The following is a 17,555-nucleotide window of genomic DNA, read 5'->3' as shown; positions in this document are numbered from 1 at the left end:
GTGAAGACCTAGACACCTCCACCACACACGGAGGTCTTCCTCATGATCAAGGCGACATGCCGGACACACCGTCAACAACGTCCATGATCACTACAGCTAGGCGGCTTGCAAGCCACATGTTCAACGCCGCACGACGGCACTGCGCGGCTAGACCTCGCCCACGCAGTGCCGTTCCTACGTGAAACGACCCCAGCAAGAACATCGCTGGGGTCGTTTCACGTAGGAACTCGTTCCAAGAACGCGGGTTGTGATCACGTCACCTCGCTCCCCACCTGACTCGGGACCGCGGGGAAGATCAGTCACGACATCCGGCTACACGCTGTGCAACGGCGGCGGCTGCGGCTCGTCGGTCGCCGCGGACTGCGTGAGCCTGGCGTTGAGCGCGTGGGCTTCCTGGAGCTGGTCTTCCAAGATGACGATGCGGCAGGCGGCGTCCAGTGCCGTGCCCTGGTCGACCAAGGCGCGCACGCGGGCGGCCAGACGTAGTTGGTAGCGGCTGTACCGGCGGTGTCCGCCGGCTGAGCGCTGCGGCTCGATGAGCTTCGCCTCGTCCAGGCTGCGCAGGAAGTTCGCCGAGGTGCCGAGCAGTTCGGCGGCCCGGCCCATCGAGTAGGCGGGGTAGTGCTCGTCGTCGAACTTCTCCGCTGTGGTCTGCGGTTCGTTGCTCGCAGATTCATGGGTTTCTGGGGTCATCGCGCCTCCGCATCACGAGGGGCCCCGATGCCGTAGCACCGGGGCCCCAGGGTTGTTGGGTTTCACTTCCACCTAGCCGACCGTGAGACCGGCTTCCTCTGTCCACATGCCCAGTACTGCGAGCGGGCGTTGCGGGGATCGCGTGTGCGTAACCGAAGACCACCTTCCAATCCGATGGAACTGCGGTACCCGTCTGGCCGAGTTCAGCCGAAGGCGGGCGATCCGATGGTGTGCAACCCTTCCCTTCTCCTCTGGTTACTGCCTTTCGTGTTCCTCACGTGGCAGTCGGCACCGGACCTCATGCACGTGCCGGACTCGTCTTCACCGACTGCCTTCGGTCACCTGCCAGAACCCCTTCCACTGATCGGCTCCGGCACATCTGACCGTCTTGCCCTTTCGCACTGCACTTCAACTGCGTCTTGCACCTGCTGGTGAAGCGGCTGCCGGGTACTTGCGCACTTCGGTCTTGCTTCCCGGCTGCCCTTGGTCGTCGGCCCGGAGCCTCTGCTCCGGCGCGTCTGACCGTTCTTCTCACGGGCAGTTCGTCATCTCCCGTGCCATGTTATCTCTGGTTCGACGGGTAGAAGAGTAACTCCTTCAGGATGAGAATGTCTACCCCGGTCAGCACAGATTTTCTCTTTCGGGTGACCTAGCTGCTCTCACCTGGGCAGATCGCAGTCGTTAGAAGAAGTAGGGCGGCCCGCGTGCAGGTGACCTGAGTGAGTCGGTGCGGACCTCCTCGTGGGCGCCGACCCGCTCACGCTCGACCTGCTCGAACGGCCCGTGGCCGGCATCTGCCAGCAGTAGCGTCGCCAGATGACCAACGTCCTGGTGATCGGCTTCGACCCCCACACCATCCCCGGCTTCGACCCGGCGCCGGTCGCCGCCGCCATCGAGCAGAGCAGCCGCCGGTTCGCCGAGCTCGGGCTCGCCGAGGACCTCTTCCTCATCGACTTCGCGGAGCTGGACGGCCGGGCGCAGGCCGAGCTCGTCGAGAAGCTCGACGACAACCGGTACGACGTGGTCCTGGTCGGCGGCGGCATCCGCAAGGGGCCCGGTCTGCTCGAGCTCTTCCAGATCGTCGTCAACGAGGTGCACTGGCGTCAGCCGGAGGCCGCGATCGCCTTCAACGACAGCCCCGGCGACAGCCCGGAGTGGGTTCTCAAGGCGTTGGAGCAGAGGCGCAAGAGTTAACCCACAACATTGGGTGAACCGGACACGCCGCCTCTCCGTACCCCTCGTCAGACCGAGAAAAACGCTGTCCAGCGATCAAGTCCCCGCAGGTCAGCACCCCGCACCCCGCAAATCACTACCAAGCGTGACGGCATCACTCGATCGCGTGGTCGTGGATGTAACCCATAACGAGAGTCGGGCTAGCAGCGAACTAACAGACAGCTCCGCCAGTTCGTCAGGAGGCAACGATGAACTTAAGCAGGACGCACCAGGCTCGTTGACTGTCTGTCAGCAACGGATAGCCCAACTCATCGGAAACGTGACGAGAGTCACCCAACGGGCGCTCAAGCTTGCCTGCGCTCGTGACGCGAGGTTACGTTCTCGCCCGCCGATAACGGTTTGGTCACCGGCAGGACACAGGCCCCGTACCACCTAGGGCCCAAAGTCCGGCCCGGAATCCCCCGCCGGGAGAGTCCGGTGGCCAAGCTCCCCGACGCAGGAGGCTCCCCCTTGGCCCGGCACAGCAAGGCCGATGGCCGAACCGTGTACACGGTCGTGCCCAGACAAGAAGTCAAGCCCGGCGCTCACCGCGTCGAGGACGACAAGGTCCCGCTTGCCCACCGTGTGAGCGCGATCGTCGTCGCCGCAGGTGTCGCCGCCGGCACCGCGGCCATCGCGAACGCCGCCACCAGCGGGTCCCCGACCGAACTCGCCGCGGGCGCGGCCGAGCTGGGCGCTCTTCCCGACCAGCAGGCCAAGACCATCACGACGGTCCACGACGTGAACCCCGGCAGCCAGGTCGGCCGTCTCCTGCAGTTCCAGCAGATGTACGCGCAGCAGACGTTCGAGCAGGCCACCAAGGTCGCCGCGGACGCCCACGCCCAGCGCGAGGCCGCTGCCAAGGCCGAGGCCGAGCGTCAGATCGAGATGCGCAAGCCCGCCAAGCAGCGCGAGGTCGAGGCCTGGATCAAGGACGCCATCAAGATCCTGCAGGCCAACGGCACCAACATCGACAACGGCTCCGTCGACGAGATCTACACGATCATCATGAAGGAGTCGAACGGCAACCCCAACGCCGTCAACAACTGGGACTCCAACGCGATGCGCGGCACGCCGTCCAAGGGCCTCATGCAGTGCATCGACCCGACGTTCCGGGCCTACAAGCTCGCCGGGTACGACAACATCCTGGCGCCGGTCGACAACATCATCGCGGGCGTCCGCTACACCTACGCGCGCTACGGCGGCTTCCACAACCACCCGGGTCTGGTCAACATGAACCTGGGTGGCGGCTACCTGGGGTACTGAAAAAACGGTCTGAAACATGCCGTGTCGGGGTGCGGGAATCCCATCGGCGGACGATGCTGTCAAACAGGTTCACCCACAAGCATGGCGGCCCTAGCGGGCACACGCCCGGTAGTGCTCCCATCGAACGCGATCCCCGAACGCAGGGAGTGGCCGATGAACGAGCAACAGGCACGCGACGACGAGCTGGAGAAGATCCGCTCGGAGGCGACGGGTTGGCTGGCCAAGATGGCCAAAGCCCAGCACCGTCCCAAAGTCGAGCAACGCAGGCCTGAGCACGACGCCATGACACCCGCGAAGAAGTAGGCAGGAAACGACAGAAGCGCCCCGGCTGCGGCCGGGGCGCTTCTGTTTGCGCAGGTCATCCCAGCTGCACGACCGGCTCCAGCCCGCCCAGCAGCTCCTGCCGGTACGACGCGGAGACCTGCACCGCTTCCCCCGGCCACAGCGTCACGTAGTTGTCGCTCCACAACGCCGGCGCGACCTCCGGGCCCCCTTCGCCCCGCAGAAGAGTCACCCGCACGAAGAACGCCACGGACGAGCTGGTGTTCGTGAGGGTGACGTCCGTTCGCCCGTCCGAGACCGCGGACGACACGGACACCTGCCCCCGGGGCAGCGCCGAGAGGCCCTTCAGATCCGCGTAGGACGTCTGCGGCATGTGGTACCAGGTCGAGTTGCCGATATCGGCCACATCGGGCGTTGAGGACAACCAGTACACGTTCCGGTCGACGACGGCCCCAGACGCGTCACGCAGCAGCAGACGCACCAGGTACGTGGGAGACGCCCCCAATTCCACCGTGCCCACCGCACCGGCCCCAACAACAGGCACGGTGGCATCCGAACGCACGGTGCCGTCGAGCTCGAACACGGTCGTCTGCGCGCTCATGCCGTCAGCAGCCCCGAGCACCCACACCGTGCCGTCGTCGTAGGAGTACTGCACGTGCACCCGCTCGAGACCGGCGCGCGCACCGAAGTACCCGCCGCTGGGCGTCATCGAGTGGTCGAACAGGTGCCAGTAGAGCAGCGGCTGCGCGTTGTTGAGCAACCAGTAGATGTCGCCAGTGGACGGGTTGGACGCACGTAGCGCGTTGCGCCCGTGCGCCTCGAACTGCGCGCGGTTCACCTCGTAGTTCATCAGCTGTGCTTTGCGCACGAAGTCTTCCAACGACGTGGGCGCGCCATAACGGGCCGCGAGCGCGTGCCAGAAGTCGCCGAGATGGTCGAACCACGGCGACCACGACAGGTGGTACTGCACCGAGTCCGGGTCACGCCACAGCGCGTCGAGCTCGGTGTCGGTCATGAACGACCTCAGCGCCGCCAGCTCGGGGATCGCCGCACCCGGCCCGTTCTCGCCCTCGAACCCGAACGCGCCCCCGCCGACCGGACCGTAGAAGTAGTTCGGCGGCACCCACCAGTACGGCCCGGCGCCCTTGTGTCCCGACGGCCCCAGCTTCTCCGCCGACCACGGCCCGATCGACGCGAGCAGCGGCAGCGACCAGTCCGTCGACGCGAATGCCTCCAGGTACAGCTGCTCGACGGCCGGCGGCGGCGCCGTGTCGCTGCCCAGGTAGAAGCTCAGGACCGACGGGTGGTTCTGCAGCCGGAAGCCCTCCGTCACCGCCGACGCGCGCGCCACCGCGAAGTCCGCCTCGCTCCACTTCTCGTAGTGCTGCCACTTCGTGCAGCACTCCCAGCCGGGCATCAGCACGATGCCCATCCGGTCGGCGAGGTCGTAGAACTCGTCCTGCTCCAGCTTGCCCTCGAGCCGCAGCGTGTTCAGGCCCAGATCGCGGACGTAGGTGAGCTCGTCCCGCACGCGTTGCCGGTCGTCGCGCAGGAACAGGTCGGGCGTCCAGCCGGCGCTACGCACCTGGAACGGCCTGCCGTTGATCTCGAACGCCTGCGCGCCGTCCGCGTTCAGGAACGAGCGGACGTGCTTCATGCCGAAGTCGCGCAACGCCCTGTCGGACGTGCGGCTGCCAACGAGAGCCTCCAGCTCCAACCGGTACAACGGCTGCTCACCCATGGAGTACGGCCACCACACACGTGGACGCTCCATGTGTTGCCGCGTCTCCACGGTCGCGGAACCCCGTGCGGGCACCTTCACGGTCTCCTCGAACGGCCCGTCCGCCGATCCCCGCACGACGACGTCGACATCGGCGGAGGTGTGGTTGGTGAGCTCGGCCTTGATCGTCAGGTCCGCGGTCTCCAGCGCGGGCACGGCCAACGACGTGACAACGCGCGCGTTGTGCAACGAGACGGGACCGGTGCGCACGAGCTGCACGTCGCGCCACACGCCCATGCTGTTGTCCGGCGGCGGCTGGCTCCAGTCGAGGAAGTCGAGCGTGAACTGCTCGTAGCTGTCGGCCCGGAAGACCTTGATGGCCAGCGCGTTCGTCCCCGCGTGCAGCGGGATCTCGAAGTCGTGCGCCGGGTACGCGCCCGCGACGACGTCCGGACCGGCGATCTTGGCCCCGTTGAGCCAGATCTCCGCGCTGGGGATGACGCCGCCGGGCAGGCGCAGGAACGTGTGCGAGCCGTCGCCCGGGACGGCGGTGAACGTCCTGCGGTACCACCACGGCACCGTGAAGTGACCCGCGTTGACCTTGTCGCGCAGATTCGTGGAGCGGTGGACGTCGGGGTACCTCCCGGCCGCCACGAGGCCTCCCAGGACCGTGGAGCGGCGCGGCACGGACGTCCAGGCGCGGTCGTCGTAGTCCGGCCGGGACACGACGTCGCCGTCCACCGGCACGTCCGAGGACGACCGCAGGCGCCAGTCGGGGAACGTCGTCACCTCGCCGGCGCCGGACGGTGCCGCGAACCCGGGAGACGACGACGTCGTCACCGCCGGGGGAACGCAGCTCGCCAGCAGCACCAGCACGACCAGCGCCAGACGTCTCACAAGGTCGGAGCCTCCCGCTCGAAGGCGGCCCACAGGAGCTTCAGCGGATGGTCCGCCGGGTGCTTCTCGAGCGCGTCCGTCCTCGCGAAGACGCCCACGAGCCGTTCCAGCGAATCGTCGGCGAGCTGGACCACGCGCAGGCCACTGCCCTCGCGCAGCTCGTTGTTCGCCGCCACCACCCCCAGGCCGGACGTCACGATCATCGCGCCCTTCACGAGGTTGGAGCGCAGCAGGGAGATGCCGTACTGGATCTCGTCGATCTCCGCGGCGATGTCGAGGCCCTGGCGGTAGTCGGGGCCGAACCAGCCGCGCAGGAACTCCGCGATCAGCCCCGCGCCCGGCACGACCAGCGGCACCGACCGCAACGCCGGCACGCGCACCCGGTCGCCGACGACGGTCTCCGGCAGGTTCGTCAGCAGGGCGAGCCCGCCGCGGCGCCACTGGATCACCTCGAACTCGGGGCGCTCCCAGCCCTGGCCCGCCCGCGTGACGACGCTGCCGCAGACGACGTCGACCTCCTGCGTCTCCAGCTTCGTCCAGATGTCCTTGGTGCGGATGTGCACGACCTTGAGGTCGACGTCGCGCTCCTCGAACTCGTCCGCGACGTGGTGCCACGCCTTCGCGAGCGTGTCGAGCATGTATCGCGTGGTGCCGACGGTGACGGTCGTGCCGAGCTTGCGGCGGCACTCGTGAATTCCGTCGAGCCACTCCGCGAGCGTCTCCCGCGCCAATTCGACGATCGACTCACCAGTGGGGGTGAACAGCACGTCCTTTCCACGTCCCTGCTTCACCACGAGCGCTTCGCCGCACAGTTCCACGAAGTTCCTGTTCAACGTGTCGAGCTGCTTCTGCACGCTCGACTGCTCGCGTCCCAACGCCCGCGCCGCGCGTAGGGCCGAACGGGTCTCGTGCACCGTGAGCAGGGTCCTGAGCTGGTCCATCGTGGTATCCAGTAGTGCACCCGGCATGTGCAGCAAACGGTGCAACGAGGTGCTGGTGGGAAGCACCAACTGGGACGAGCCGGACATCGGGACCCTCTCTGATGTTCTGTCGATCAGTTGAACTGAACTTGACCGCATTTCGCCGACAAATTATCTGCAGATACTGTCGGCGAATCCCTGGACACTTATCCCGCGGTGTACAAAACTATCCGCGGCGACCACGCGTGGGAGCCGATTCCGGGGGGAATCATTGGGGGGTGGGGGTCCGCCAGGCGTGAGCCGGCGGGCCCCCAAGTATTACCCTCAGCCGTTGTGACGGCTTCCGCTCGCCTGGAATGGGGCACCACCTACCAGGTCACCGTGCTCGAACTCGGACTCGCCTGCTGCGGGGTCGAAGTGATGGCAGCTCTCGACCACCTTCCCGACCTCGGCGTCACGCCGGTCGACGGCGCGGGCGAGGCGCACGTTCTCGTTGTCTCCGGCACCGTCACGGACGTCATGTTGCCCGCTGTCCTCCGCAGTTACGAGGCCATGCCCGAACCCCGTTACGTGATCTCCGTGGGCGCCTGCAGCAACACCGGCGGCCCGTACTGGGATTCCTACAGCGTCACCAAGGGGATCGACCAGGCCCTGCCGGTCCACGTCGCCGTTCCCGGTTGCCCGCCGCGGCCCGAGGCGCTGCTCGAAGGCCTGAAGGCGTTGCACGGGCTGGTGAACGCGTGACGACTCCGAAGACCGCGTTCGGCCAGACGATCCACCACGTGGAGCTCGCCGGCTGGCTCACCACGGCCGCGGCCCACCACGCCGAGGGGTTCGTGATGTTCGACTGGCTCGGCGTCGAGGACGCGGGCCGGCCTGGCGCCGTGGGCCAGCGCCACGCGGTGTTCCTGCACGTGATCAACCCGCGGACGCGCGAGGGCGTCATGCTGCGCACCGAGCTGGGCGCGGAGGACGCGCTGCCGAGCGTCGCATCCCTCTGGAAGGGCGCCGGGTGGCACGAGCGCGAGGCCGCCGAGATGTTCGGAGTCGTCGTCGTGGACGGCGAACCTGAGCACCTGCTGCTGCCCGACAGCTTCCAGGGCCACCCGCTGCGCAAGGACTTCGTGCTCGCCTCCCGCGTCGTGCGTCCGTGGCCGGGCGCGCTGGAACCGGGCGAGGACAACACGAGCGCGCCGAGTCGCCGCCGCACCGCACCACCCGGAGTGCCGGACCCGTCGTGGGGTCCGCGCCGTGAAGAGGAGCCGCAGTCGTGACGAACCTTCCCCCGCGCACCAGGGGCGTCATCGCGCTGTTGGAGGCCAACTGCACGGTCTGCATGATCTGCGCGCGTGAGTGTCCTGACTGGTGCATCCACATCACGTCGCACACCGAGGTCGAGGAGCAGCCCGGCAGCGCACGGCCGCGCAGCCGCAACGTGCTCGACCGGTTCGCGATCGACTACGGCCAGTGTCTCTACTGCGGCATCTGCGTCGAGGTCTGCCCGTTCGACGCCCTGCACTGGGCGCCGGAGTTCGGTTATCCGGGCACGGGGTCGATCGACGGCGAGGGTGCCGTCGCGGAGCTCGTCCACGAACGGGACGTGCTGTCCGCCTGGGTCGAGAAGGTCCCGCCGCCACCCGCGCTCGACCCGGCGGCGGAGGCGGCGCCCGAAACGGCCACCGGAACCGGACGGAGGCCTGGTTCGTTGAGGGGTAGGACGTAAAACCCGGAGGCGAAAACCGTGCACAAGCACTTCAACGGGTTGAAGACGGCCGTGCTGCTCGGCGGGATGAGCGCGCTGATCGTGCTGGTCAGCAGCCTGTTCGGCCGGACCGCACTGGTCATCGGCCTGGTGTTGGCCTTGGGCGTGAACGCCTACGCGTACTTCAACTCGGACAAGCTCGCGCTGCGGGCGATGCGTGCGGTCCCCGTGTCGCAAGTGGAGCAACCGATGCTCTACGCGATCGTGCGGGAGCTGTCGCAGAAGGCGCGCCAGCCCATGCCCAGGCTCTTCCTGAGCCCGACGATCGCGCCGAACGCGTTCGCGACGGGCCGCAACCCGCGCAACGCGGCCGTCTGCTGCACCACGGGCATCCTGGACCTGCTCGACGAACGAGAGCTGCGCGCCGTGCTCGGCCACGAGCTCGCGCACGTCTACAACCGCGACATCCTGATCAGCTGCGTGGCCGGCGCGCTGGCCGGTGTGATCACGATGCTGGCCAACCTGGCGTTGTTCGCGAGCATCTTCGGCGGCGGCGACTCGGACGACGACGGCCCGGGACCCCTGGGGCTGCTGCTGATCGCGCTGCTGGGCCCGATCGCGGCCACCGTCGTGCGCCTGGCCGTGAGCCGCTCCCGTGAGTTCCAGGCGGACCAGTCCGGTTCGGAGCTCACCGGCGACCCGCTGTCGCTCGCCTCGGCACTGCGCAAGATCGAGCTGGGGACGCGGGCGGCGCCGCTCGCACCGGAGCCGGGGGTGGTGTCGCAGAGCCACCTGATGATCGCGAACCCGTTCCGTCCGGGGGAACAGTTCGCCAAGTGGTTCTCGACCCACCCGCCGATCGCCGACCGCATCCGCAGGCTCGAGGAGATGGCCAGGCGCGCCAGTTAGCGCCCTGCCGTCGCCACGGCCATGAGGTACTCGCCGTACCCGGACTTGCCGAGCTTCTCGCCGAGCGCGTAGCACTCCTGGGCGGAGATGAAGCCCATGCGCAGCGCGATCTCCTCGGGACACGCGATGCGCACGCCCGTCCGGTGCTCCAGCACCTGCACGAACTGCCCGGCCTCGAGCAGCGAGTCGTGCGTGCCGGTGTCGAGCCACGCGAACCCGCGGCTCAGGTCCACCAGCTGCGCACGACCCTCGCGCAGGTAGGCGAGGTTGACGTCGGTGATCTCCAGCTCGCCGCGGGGCGACGGCTTGAGGTTCCGCGCGATGTCCACCACGCCGTTGTCGTAGAAGTAGAGCCCGGTGATCGCCCGGTTCGACTTCGGCTTCGCGGGCTTCTCCTCGATGGACAGCAACCTGCCCGACGCGTCCACCTCGCCCACGCCGTACCGCTCGGGGTCCTTCACCTGGTAGCCGAACAGCACGCAGCCGTCCAAAGAGGACGCGTGGTGCTGCAGCGTGGTGGAGAAGCCCTGGCCGTAGAAGATGTTGTCGCCCAGCACCAGCGCCACGTCGTCGTCACCGACGAAGTCGGCGCCGATGACGAACGCCTCCGCGAGCCCGTTCGGCGCGGCCTGCTCGGCGTACTCGAACGACATGCCCCACTGCGACCCGTCGCCGAGCAACCGCCGGAACAGCGGTAAGTCGGTCGGCGTGCTGATGATCAACACCTCGCGGATGCCGGCCAGCATGAGGACCGACAGCGGGTAGTAGATCATCGGCTTGTCGTACACCGGCAGCAGCTGCTTGGAGACGGCCTGCGTGATCGGGTGCAGGCGCGTCCCGCTGCCACCGGCGAGGACGATGCCCTTCACCGGTAGTTGGTGAACTGGAGGGCGATGCCGAAGTCAGAGCCCTTCAGCAGCGAGATGACGTCCTGCAGGTGGTCCTTCTTCTTGCCGGACACGCGGAGCTGGTCGCCCTGGATCTGCGCCTGCACGCCCTTGGGCGCCTCGTCGCGGATCTTCTTGGCGATCTCCTTGGCCTTCTCGGACGTGATGCCCTGCACGAGGTTTCCCGTGACCTTGAACACCTTGCCGGAGATCGCGGGCTCGCCCACCTCGAACGCCTTCATCGAGATGTTGCGCTTGACCAGCTTCTCCTGGAAGACGTCGATCGCAGCCTTGCAACGCTCCTCGGTCTCGGAGGTGAAGGTGATCGCCTCCTCGCCGGCCCAGGCCACGGTGGTGTTGGTCCCGCGGAAGTCGAAGCGCGTGCTCAGCTCCTTCGAGGCCTGGTTGAGCGCGTTGTCGACCTCCTGCCGGTCCACCTTGCTCACCACGTCGAACGACGGGTCCGCCACGACTTCACACTCCAACGATCTCGGGGTCACAGCCAGCGTCGATGCTACTGGGGGACCCCGATTTGGGGCCTCCCGAAGGGGTTATGTATTGTTCCGCCTGCACCGTTACGGCGGTGTGGGGCGGGTTGCCCGAGCGGCCAATGGGAGCGGACTGTAAATCCGTCGCGAAAGCTACAGAGGTTCGAATCCTCTACCCGCCACATCACCTGAAAGGTCCCTGTGACCAGCGATAAGCTGGCCACAGGGACCTTTCTGTATGTCCGGCTGTGTCCGGTCGATTCCGGCGTTCTCCGAGTGGCTGTACCGAGGACGTACCGAAGTTACGCGGCGGCTGGCCCGCCGAACGCTGCCTGAACGCGCTGCCGTGCCGTCTCTTCCCCTCCGTCGATGCACTTGGCGTACGTCCGGAGGAGAACGTTCAGGCTGTGCCCTGCCCATGCGGCCACCCGAGGTGCCTCGACTCCCGCGTTCAACCACATGGACACGCAGGCGTGACGCAGGTCATAGGGTCGCTTGGCGAGTGGTGACGCGGCCGTCTCGGGCGTGAACGCGGCCCTGCGCGCCATTGCCCAGGTGCGGCCATAGGTAGAGCTTCCGATACGTCCGCCCCGTTCTGCGACGAACAGGCGGCCACCTGGCGCTGTCCCGAACTGGTCGAGGTGAGCGTGCAGGATGAGCGCCAGCTCAGGAGAGCAAGGCACCGGCCTTTCCTCGGTGTCCTCCCGATGCTTCAGCCCGCGTTCCTCGTCGCGCTCTCCGCTGTCCGTCCACTCAGGTCCGACCTCTGGAGAGGCCTTTTCAAGGTGGATCTCTCCCCACTCGCGCACCTCCCAACGGCTACGCGCCTCGTTCCATTCGCGCGGTGGTAGCGCCAGGTGGTCACGTCGAACGTTGCTCACTTCCTCGGGCCGTAGGCCGGCGAAGTACATGAGCGCGAAGAACGCCACGAGCTTCTGACCAGTGCGCCCGCCGTTCGGCACCTCCCGCAATACAGTGCGGAACTGGATCGGATTGGCGACCGATCGGCGGTCCACCTGATGAACCACGGTCTTGCGCTTCTTCATCTTCACCTCGGTCAGCGGGTTGTCCGTGAGCGCCTTCTTTTCGACTGCGTAGTCGAGCGCGTTGCTGAACGTCGTGCGCCGCAGCCGAATGGTGTCCGGTGCAGCACGCTTTCCGTCGAGCTTCTTCTCAAACTGAGTGGTGACCTGCCGGAGAACGTCCGGCTTGGCGAGATCGGACACCGGCCGCGTGTTCCGCGAGAGCCACTCCAGTGCAGCCGTAATGTCCCCCGGCTGCGTCACAGACCGCTTGTTGGTGTTGAGAGCAATCCGAAGAGCCTTCCGAAGCACGTTGTGCTCAGGCCTGCCCCGATCCGACGCGAGCATCGCCTCTGCCACTGGCGCCAAAGCGTCAGCGATCGACTTGCGGTGCGTCGGGGCAGCGTCCGGCCACTTCATGTCAACGAACGAGCACATGAGGGCGAACCAAGACATCGCTGTCGTGTCTTTGCGCAGCATGGAGACCGGCTGACCGGTCTCTACGCAGAACGCCTCGCCCTTCTTGGCTGCTGTCTCCAGTTCCCCACGGAAGCTGCGGGCAAGCGCATCGGTCTTGTAAGGCTTCTTGAACCGCTTGCCTGCTACCGACCATTGAACCCAATGCGTAGTGGTGCGCTTGCCCTTGTAGACGTCGATCACGTAGATGCGGACGTCGTAGCTTGTCGTTGTCACGCTGCCACCTCGCAAGATCCGTACCAGGACTCAATGTCGGAGCGGTCGAACCTCAACTGGCCGTTTGGCAACTTGGAGTGACGAGGTGCGAGACCCTTTGCCAACCACTCGTAGAGCGTCGACCGCGACACCTTGAACTCCTTGCAGAACTCGGCCACCGTCAGCAATTCACGTCGGTTCACGGCTGTTCCCCCTCGGAGTTCTCGTCTGACTTCGGCTCGGGCAGGTAGCGTGCCCATGCGTCGCTCAACCCGTGTGCGCCGTCGATGACGTAGCCCTTGAACGTCTTGCCGCCGCTCCTGAACGCCGAGACCTTGACGCCGTAGACACCGAGTTCGACAGCCAGTTGACGGGCGTTGATGGGTCGGCCGTAGAAGTCGCCCCACGGGGCTTCTTCCATGCTGTGCAGGACAGCGAGGATCTCCACGGTGCTCATGCGGGTCACGCCACGGTCAGCGAACACAGTGCGGAGATCGGACAGCAGCCGAATCCGGTCGGACGTGGGGTTGGTCTGCGCGGCGGTGACGAAGTGCACGCACGCGGCACGCGCGGTCTCCGGCCAATGCCCGCCGGCCATGTCCGCGATTGCGAGCAGCGGTTCCCAGATTTCCGCTGCGCGGTCGGTGACGCCTTCGGGCATGTCCGGGTAGGCGGTGCCGACACGTTCCCCCACGACCTCCATCCACGTGGCCAGAGCGTCACGGACTGGGGCGGACTGTTCCTCCACCTTCCGTTCGCGGAACGCCTCGACTCGTTCATCGGGACGTCGCCGGCGCATGTGCACGGTGATGGCGCGAGTGGTGATGGTGTCGGGCATGTTCCCGGCGATGCCCGCCAGCGCGGCTGGGGCGTAGACGGGGAACCGCTCGATCACCATGTTGCCCGCGTCGCCCTTGCAGCGCGCCACGGTGGCGGAACGCTTGTATCCGGCGTTGACCAGCGCACGGAGGTCTTCGTTACCGCCACCTTTGGTGTCGAAAATGGCGTCGACCTCGTCGAACAGGATGGTGATCGGTCCGGCGCCGACCATGCGGAACAGTGCGGCCGGGGTGGCGGAGAACGTCATCTCCGGCGTGCGGACCAGGTGGCGGGCGACCTCCAGCACGCGGGTCTTGCCCGAGCCGGGTTCCGCGCTGGACAGCACGATGCGCGGGGTGATGTAGAAGTGTTCGGCTGCCCAGGTGTGGGCGTACCAGAGCGCGAGCATGGGAGCGCAGTGCTCGTCGGGGAAGGCGTTGAACCGCGACAGGAATGCCTGGACCTCGTCGAGGATCTGTGCGCCGTTGAGCGTGGTGGCGGTCATGCTGCTGCACCTCCGATGTCGAACAGCCGAAGCTGCGCCGGCGAGGCGATCTGGTCGAGGAGTCGGGTGCGCCACTCCAGCGCGAAGGTCAGGCAGTTGGCGCAGTTCTTGTGTCGGGTCGATCCGCATACCGGTCGGCGTTTGAGCCGGGCGTCTCGGGACCAGGCGAGGGAGTCTGCGGAGGCCAGCAGGTCGCCGTAGCGCTGCAAGCCGAGGGTCTTGACCCCAAAGCCGTGTAGGCGTGTGATTCCGCGTGCGTGGAGTGCGCGGATGATGTCGTGTGCTTCGCCGGTTGCCTGGCGTCGACAGACCGATCCGAGGCCTACCAGCGGTTCGCTTGCGAGGTCGAAACCTGCCTTGTCGTACAGGTCAGCGCAGCGCAGGTACTCGTCTCGGGTGTAGCCCTGGATCACTGGCACGAACGGCAAGTCAGGCGCGAGGTCTCGCAGTTGTGCGATGTTGTCCACGGTGCGGCGTTGGTGTTCGATCACCGAGAGGTGCGTGCCGACGAACCGCAGGGGGCCGAACTGTCCCCCGGCGATCACGACGGGTTCGCACATCCAGTCTTGTGGCGCTGCCCAGTCGAGGTGACCGATCTCGTCGCGGTAGCGGCGAACGCGTGCCACGTACTTGCTAGGTGTGACGGTCCAGCGACCGAAGTACTGCAACTCCGTGAAGCCACCGGAGTCCAGTGCCCACGGCGCAGCTGCGCGGGGCAGCGTCTTGTAGACCCGCAATCGGGGGTCAGCGACGAAGAGCGGCACCCTGGCCTTGCCCAGCCATCCGGGCTGGTGGGTACCAAGCAGGAATCGGGTGTTCATGCTGCACCTCGCTCGGTGAACAGGGGCGTGGTCGTGTCGACGGATTCGGCCGGCATAGTTCGCGGCCGTGCCATGCCGGTGGTGATGCCGTTGCGGACGGTGCGGCGGACCTTGGCCTCCGTGCAGTCGCACTTGCCGTTGATCAGCGCCTGCGCGGCTGCCATGAGGTGGGCTTCTGCTGTAGCCGGAGGGAGAACGCCGGCACCGACGAGTTGCCCGAGGGCGATGCCCGCGACGAACGCGGCCTTGTCGTGAGTGCCTGAGACGGCCGTTGCGAGCCTGCGGCACTCCCCATCGACCGCTGCGGTGACGTAGCGGGGCAACCGCTGTGAGGGCACCACAACGGGCGCTGAGACGGCCGTACGTGGCCTGGGAGTGAGGCAGTGGACCAACCACACCGGCAGCGGCAGCGGCACGGCGTCCTGTTCGACGTGGTACTTGCCGTCCGGAGTGATCGAACCGGGGCCGACGACGTAGCCGCCGTGCGCGCGGGTGTCGACCTTCCACCCGAGGCCGTTGCCGTGCTCTCCCTCGGTGTTGCGCAGCTCCACGGTGGACGGCTCACGGAAGTACAGGTGCTTTCCAGCGCGGGCGGTCTCGACCATCCTGGTCTCCCACGGGACGTCTTCCCCCGCGTCCCGACACAGGGAACGGAAGACGTCGTGGCCGTCAACGATCCCCTCCTGGCTCCAGCGTGGCGGGGGAACATCGGCGGGGGACTTGCGGGTGTCGAGGTCGACCACGACCAGGCCGCTCGGGCCGGTCGCGATGCCGATGTTGAACGGCCCCGCTGACCAGCACCGCTCGATCACGTCCAGGTCGGTGGTGGCGCGCTGCTCCCACCCGAGGTGTCCGTTGCGGCATGCGTCGGTGCGGAGGCAGCGTTCCGCACTGTGCAGGGCAGGGCGCTTGGTCATGGGGCGCAACGGGAAGACGTAGAACCCCATCTGTGCCGCGGCGAGTGCGTGCGTCAGCAGCGTCTTCTGCTCAAGCATGAGCTTGTTCTCCTTGCGGTAGAAGAGAAGCTGGGAACGGGGTGGTCACGTCCCCGGCGTGAGCTGCTAGGACAGCTGGTCTCCAGTACTCGCGGTATCGCCGCCCGCGGTGGACGTGCCGGGGTTGACGATGCGACCGTTGACGATGGTCGCTCCGCTGATGGTTTGGCCTTGGATGCCAACGTTGGTGGCGTTGTTGGTGATGTTCACGTGAGTCCACTGTCCACTGTGGTCACCGTCATTCCGGGTGGATGTCACGTCCCCGCTCTGATCGGTGGGGATGGGCGGAACGTGTCCGCTGATCACTCGGGTGTTGCCGGTGACGATGGAGCCCTGAATACCGACGATGCTGGGGCCGGTCGTGACGTTGGTGGCCGCCTGAGGACCGCTGTTCGTGCCGGAGTCGCGTGCAGCCTGCTCGCGCTGCTTCATGTCCTCCCGCATCTCTCGGATCAGCTCGTGAGCGCTCTGCTTGGTCACGTCCCCGCTCTGGCCTGCCGGTTTGCTGCTGGCGGCCGTTGCGGCGCGTGGCTTGCGCTGCTGCTGTTCCTGCTCGCGCATCGCCTTCCGCGCCTCGTCGACAGCGTCCTGGATCTCGAACTTGCCGCAGTCGCCCAGGCTCTCGTGACGCTTGTTGCGTAGCCGCTTGACCTCTTCGTCCAGGAAGCGCGCGTTGCCTGCCGCAGCCTGTTCGCAGAGCTTGAGCAGCGGCTCCATCTCCCGCTGAGGTTCCTGCCGGACGATCGGGACGGCGTGCAGCTTGCCGACCAGCTCCCGCAGCGGTTCGGGGGTGCCGGCGGGGACCTGGGGGACGGGCGTGTCCGGGCCGTCCATGTTGCGGACCGCGGTGGACAGGCACTGGTGGGCGCGGCTGCCTTCGGGGAGCCGGTCGCGCAGCTCCTTGAGGTCGTTGACGGCCTGCTGCGCCGTCGTCTTGCGGCGCACCACGTCAGTGGCGAGCTTGCCCACGACGTTGGCCAGCGGTTCGCCGTCGACGTCCATCGTGGCGTCCTGACCCATGTACTTGACCGCGGTGCCGATCGGGCCGTCGTCGTGGTAGTGGATCGGGCTGTTGTCGAGGATGCTGCCCCAGGTGTTGTCCAGCAGCGGCGTGTCCGACAAGGCGCCGGTGACCGGACCAGGCTTGGGCGGTGTCACGTCCCCGCTCTGGGCTGCGGTGTTGTCGTGGTCGTGGTGGCTCATGGCGTTCTCCTTGGCGGCCTGGTGGGCTTCGTTGGCCGCGTCGAGTCGTTCGGTGGCGGTGCGGATGGCGTCCGGGTCTCCGCCGGCGCGGGCTTCGCGGAGTGCTCTCTTGGCTCGGGAGCGCTGCTGGCGGGTGGCCTGGGTGCTCCTGCTGCTCCCGCCGATGCAGCGGCGTCCGCCTGCTCTGCACATGTCACGTCCCCTTGCTGTGCAGGGGTTTCGTGTTCGGCGCGCTCGTGGCGGTGAGTCGCATGTGGACGATGTCCATGTCACTTGCCGCCGTTGGCCACGCACGCGGCGCAGGTGGGGCGGCCGGACAGGCTGGGGAACCACACCTTCTCCGGCTTGGGGATCGTCAGCCCGCACCAGGTCTTGGAGCTGCCGTTCCAGAGGGAGCGCGACTTCTCGATGTGCATCGTGTTGTCCATGACACGGTCTCCGATTCGGTGACTCTTCGTGTTGGTCTGTGGGTGTGCGGGGTCATCACGGCAGCGTGCGGAGTTGCCGCGGCCAGTGGTGGTCAGGGAGGCGTCCGTCAGGGG

The 17,555-nt window shown here is 67.0% G+C and carries 18 protein-coding genes, 1 tRNA gene and 1 pseudogene; 8 read left to right on the top strand and 12 right to left on the bottom strand.

Annotated elements, in window-relative coordinates:
* Nucleotides 1-312: 312 nt before the first annotated feature.
* Complete coding sequence (locus tag ACWF7A_RS41010; RefSeq protein WP_452255868.1) at nt 313-693, bottom strand: MerR family transcriptional regulator; 381 nt, start codon at nt 691-693, stop codon at nt 313-315.
* Between the two features lie 816 nt (nt 694-1,509).
* Here ACWF7A_RS41010 and ACWF7A_RS41005 point away from each other — a divergent pair.
* The 3 genes and pseudogenes from ACWF7A_RS41005 to ACWF7A_RS40995 all read left to right on the top strand — a co-directional run bounded on the left by ACWF7A_RS41005 (nt 1,510) and on the right by ACWF7A_RS40995 (nt 3,474).
* On the top strand, nt 1,510-1,887 hold the full coding sequence (locus ACWF7A_RS41005; RefSeq protein WP_452255867.1) for a hypothetical protein: 378 nt from the start codon (nt 1,510-1,512) through the stop codon (nt 1,885-1,887).
* 933 nt (nt 1,888-2,820) lie between these two features.
* Nucleotides 2,821-3,171: pseudogene (locus ACWF7A_RS41000) on the top strand (transglycosylase SLT domain-containing protein); the annotation flags it as partial.
* Nucleotides 3,172-3,324: 153 nt separating this feature from the next.
* Complete coding sequence (locus ACWF7A_RS40995; protein WP_452255866.1) at nt 3,325-3,474, top strand: hypothetical protein; 150 nt, start codon at nt 3,325-3,327, stop codon at nt 3,472-3,474.
* Nucleotides 3,475-3,529: 55 nt separating this feature from the next.
* Here ACWF7A_RS40995 and ACWF7A_RS40990 read toward each other — a convergent pair whose 3' ends face one another.
* Both ACWF7A_RS40990 and ACWF7A_RS40985 read right to left on the bottom strand, forming a co-directional pair.
* On the bottom strand, nt 3,530-6,070 hold the full coding sequence (locus ACWF7A_RS40990) for a glycosyl hydrolase 2 galactose-binding domain-containing protein (protein ID WP_452255865.1): 2,541 nt from the start codon (nt 6,068-6,070) through the stop codon (nt 3,530-3,532).
* The gene (locus ACWF7A_RS40985; RefSeq protein ID WP_452255864.1) at nt 6,067-7,011 is read right to left on the bottom strand and encodes a LysR family transcriptional regulator; all 945 of its coding nucleotides are present in this window, start codon (nt 7,009-7,011) and stop codon (nt 6,067-6,069) included. The genes ACWF7A_RS40990 and ACWF7A_RS40985 overlap by 4 nt, the downstream gene beginning before the upstream one ends.
* A gap of 312 nt (nt 7,012-7,323) precedes the next feature.
* Here ACWF7A_RS40985 and ACWF7A_RS40980 point away from each other — a divergent pair, with 312 nt between their 5' ends.
* Genes ACWF7A_RS40980 through htpX form a run of 4 tightly spaced genes read left to right on the top strand, consistent with a single transcriptional unit; the run spans nt 7,324 to nt 9,601 of the window.
* Nucleotides 7,324-7,734 (top strand): NADH-quinone oxidoreductase subunit B, encoded by a 411-nt coding sequence (locus tag ACWF7A_RS40980; RefSeq protein ID WP_452255863.1) that lies wholly within the window; start codon nt 7,324-7,326, stop codon nt 7,732-7,734.
* Nucleotides 7,731-8,264, top strand: a complete 534-nt coding sequence (locus ACWF7A_RS40975; RefSeq protein WP_452255862.1) for an NADH-quinone oxidoreductase subunit C — start codon at nt 7,731-7,733, stop codon at nt 8,262-8,264. Before ACWF7A_RS40980 ends, ACWF7A_RS40975 begins: the two co-directional genes overlap by 4 nt.
* Nucleotides 8,261-8,713, top strand: a complete 453-nt coding sequence (locus tag ACWF7A_RS40970) for a 4Fe-4S binding protein (RefSeq protein WP_452255861.1) — start codon at nt 8,261-8,263, stop codon at nt 8,711-8,713. Before ACWF7A_RS40975 ends, ACWF7A_RS40970 begins: the two co-directional genes overlap by 4 nt.
* A gap of 18 nt (nt 8,714-8,731) precedes the next feature.
* Nucleotides 8,732-9,601 carry a zinc metalloprotease HtpX gene (gene htpX / locus ACWF7A_RS40965; RefSeq protein ID WP_452255860.1) on the top strand — a complete coding sequence of 290 codons (870 nt, stop codon included), beginning with the start codon at nt 8,732-8,734 and terminating at the stop codon, nt 9,599-9,601.
* Here htpX and rfbA read toward each other — a convergent pair.
* Both rfbA and ACWF7A_RS40955 read right to left on the bottom strand, forming a co-directional pair.
* Nucleotides 9,598-10,470 (bottom strand): glucose-1-phosphate thymidylyltransferase RfbA, encoded by an 873-nt coding sequence (gene rfbA, locus ACWF7A_RS40960; RefSeq protein ID WP_452255859.1) that lies wholly within the window; start codon nt 10,468-10,470, stop codon nt 9,598-9,600. The two genes, htpX and rfbA, sit on opposite strands and share 4 nt — an antisense overlap.
* Nucleotides 10,467-10,958 carry a YajQ family cyclic di-GMP-binding protein gene (locus ACWF7A_RS40955; protein ID WP_189160100.1) on the bottom strand — a complete coding sequence of 164 codons (492 nt, stop codon included), beginning with the start codon at nt 10,956-10,958 and terminating at the stop codon, nt 10,467-10,469. The genes rfbA and ACWF7A_RS40955 overlap by 4 nt, the downstream gene beginning before the upstream one ends.
* Nucleotides 10,959-11,077: 119 nt before the next feature.
* Between ACWF7A_RS40955 and ACWF7A_RS40950 the strand changes: the two genes are divergently transcribed.
* Nucleotides 11,078-11,158, top strand: a tRNA-Tyr gene (locus ACWF7A_RS40950).
* A gap of 120 nt (nt 11,159-11,278) precedes the next feature.
* Here the strand turns inward: ACWF7A_RS40950 and ACWF7A_RS40945 are convergent.
* The 7 genes from ACWF7A_RS40945 to ACWF7A_RS40915 form a co-directional block, all read right to left on the bottom strand.
* A complete protein-coding gene (locus ACWF7A_RS40945) occupies nt 11,279-12,691 on the bottom strand; it encodes a tyrosine-type recombinase/integrase (protein ID WP_452255858.1) in 1,413 nt (470 codons plus the stop codon).
* Entirely contained in the window at nt 12,688-12,930 is a 243-nt protein-coding gene (locus tag ACWF7A_RS40940; protein WP_452255857.1) for a helix-turn-helix transcriptional regulator, read from the bottom strand. Before ACWF7A_RS40940 ends, ACWF7A_RS40945 begins: the two co-directional genes overlap by 4 nt.
* Complete coding sequence (locus ACWF7A_RS40935) at nt 12,870-14,069, bottom strand: DUF3631 domain-containing protein (protein WP_452255870.1); 1,200 nt, start codon at nt 14,067-14,069, stop codon at nt 12,870-12,872. Before ACWF7A_RS40935 ends, ACWF7A_RS40940 begins: the two co-directional genes overlap by 61 nt.
* Nucleotides 13,991-14,815 (bottom strand): deazapurine DNA modification protein DpdA family protein, encoded by an 825-nt coding sequence (locus ACWF7A_RS40930; protein WP_452255856.1) that lies wholly within the window; start codon nt 14,813-14,815, stop codon nt 13,991-13,993. The genes ACWF7A_RS40935 and ACWF7A_RS40930 overlap by 79 nt, the downstream gene beginning before the upstream one ends.
* Entirely contained in the window at nt 14,812-15,810 is a 999-nt protein-coding gene (locus tag ACWF7A_RS40925) for a bifunctional DNA primase/polymerase (RefSeq protein ID WP_452255855.1), read from the bottom strand. The genes ACWF7A_RS40930 and ACWF7A_RS40925 overlap by 4 nt, the downstream gene beginning before the upstream one ends.
* A gap of 66 nt (nt 15,811-15,876) precedes the next feature.
* Nucleotides 15,877-17,205, bottom strand: coding sequence for a hypothetical protein (locus ACWF7A_RS40920; RefSeq protein WP_452255854.1), 1,329 nt, complete (start codon nt 17,203-17,205; stop codon nt 15,877-15,879).
* 77 nt (nt 17,206-17,282) lie between these two features.
* A complete protein-coding gene (locus ACWF7A_RS40915; protein ID WP_452255853.1) occupies nt 17,283-17,441 on the bottom strand; it encodes a hypothetical protein in 159 nt (52 codons plus the stop codon).
* Between the last annotated feature and the right edge of the window lie 114 nt (nt 17,442-17,555).

The sequence above is a fragment of the Lentzea sp. NPDC055074 genome (assembly GCF_053608005.1).
This window is presented reverse-complemented; position numbering and strand designations above follow the sequence as displayed.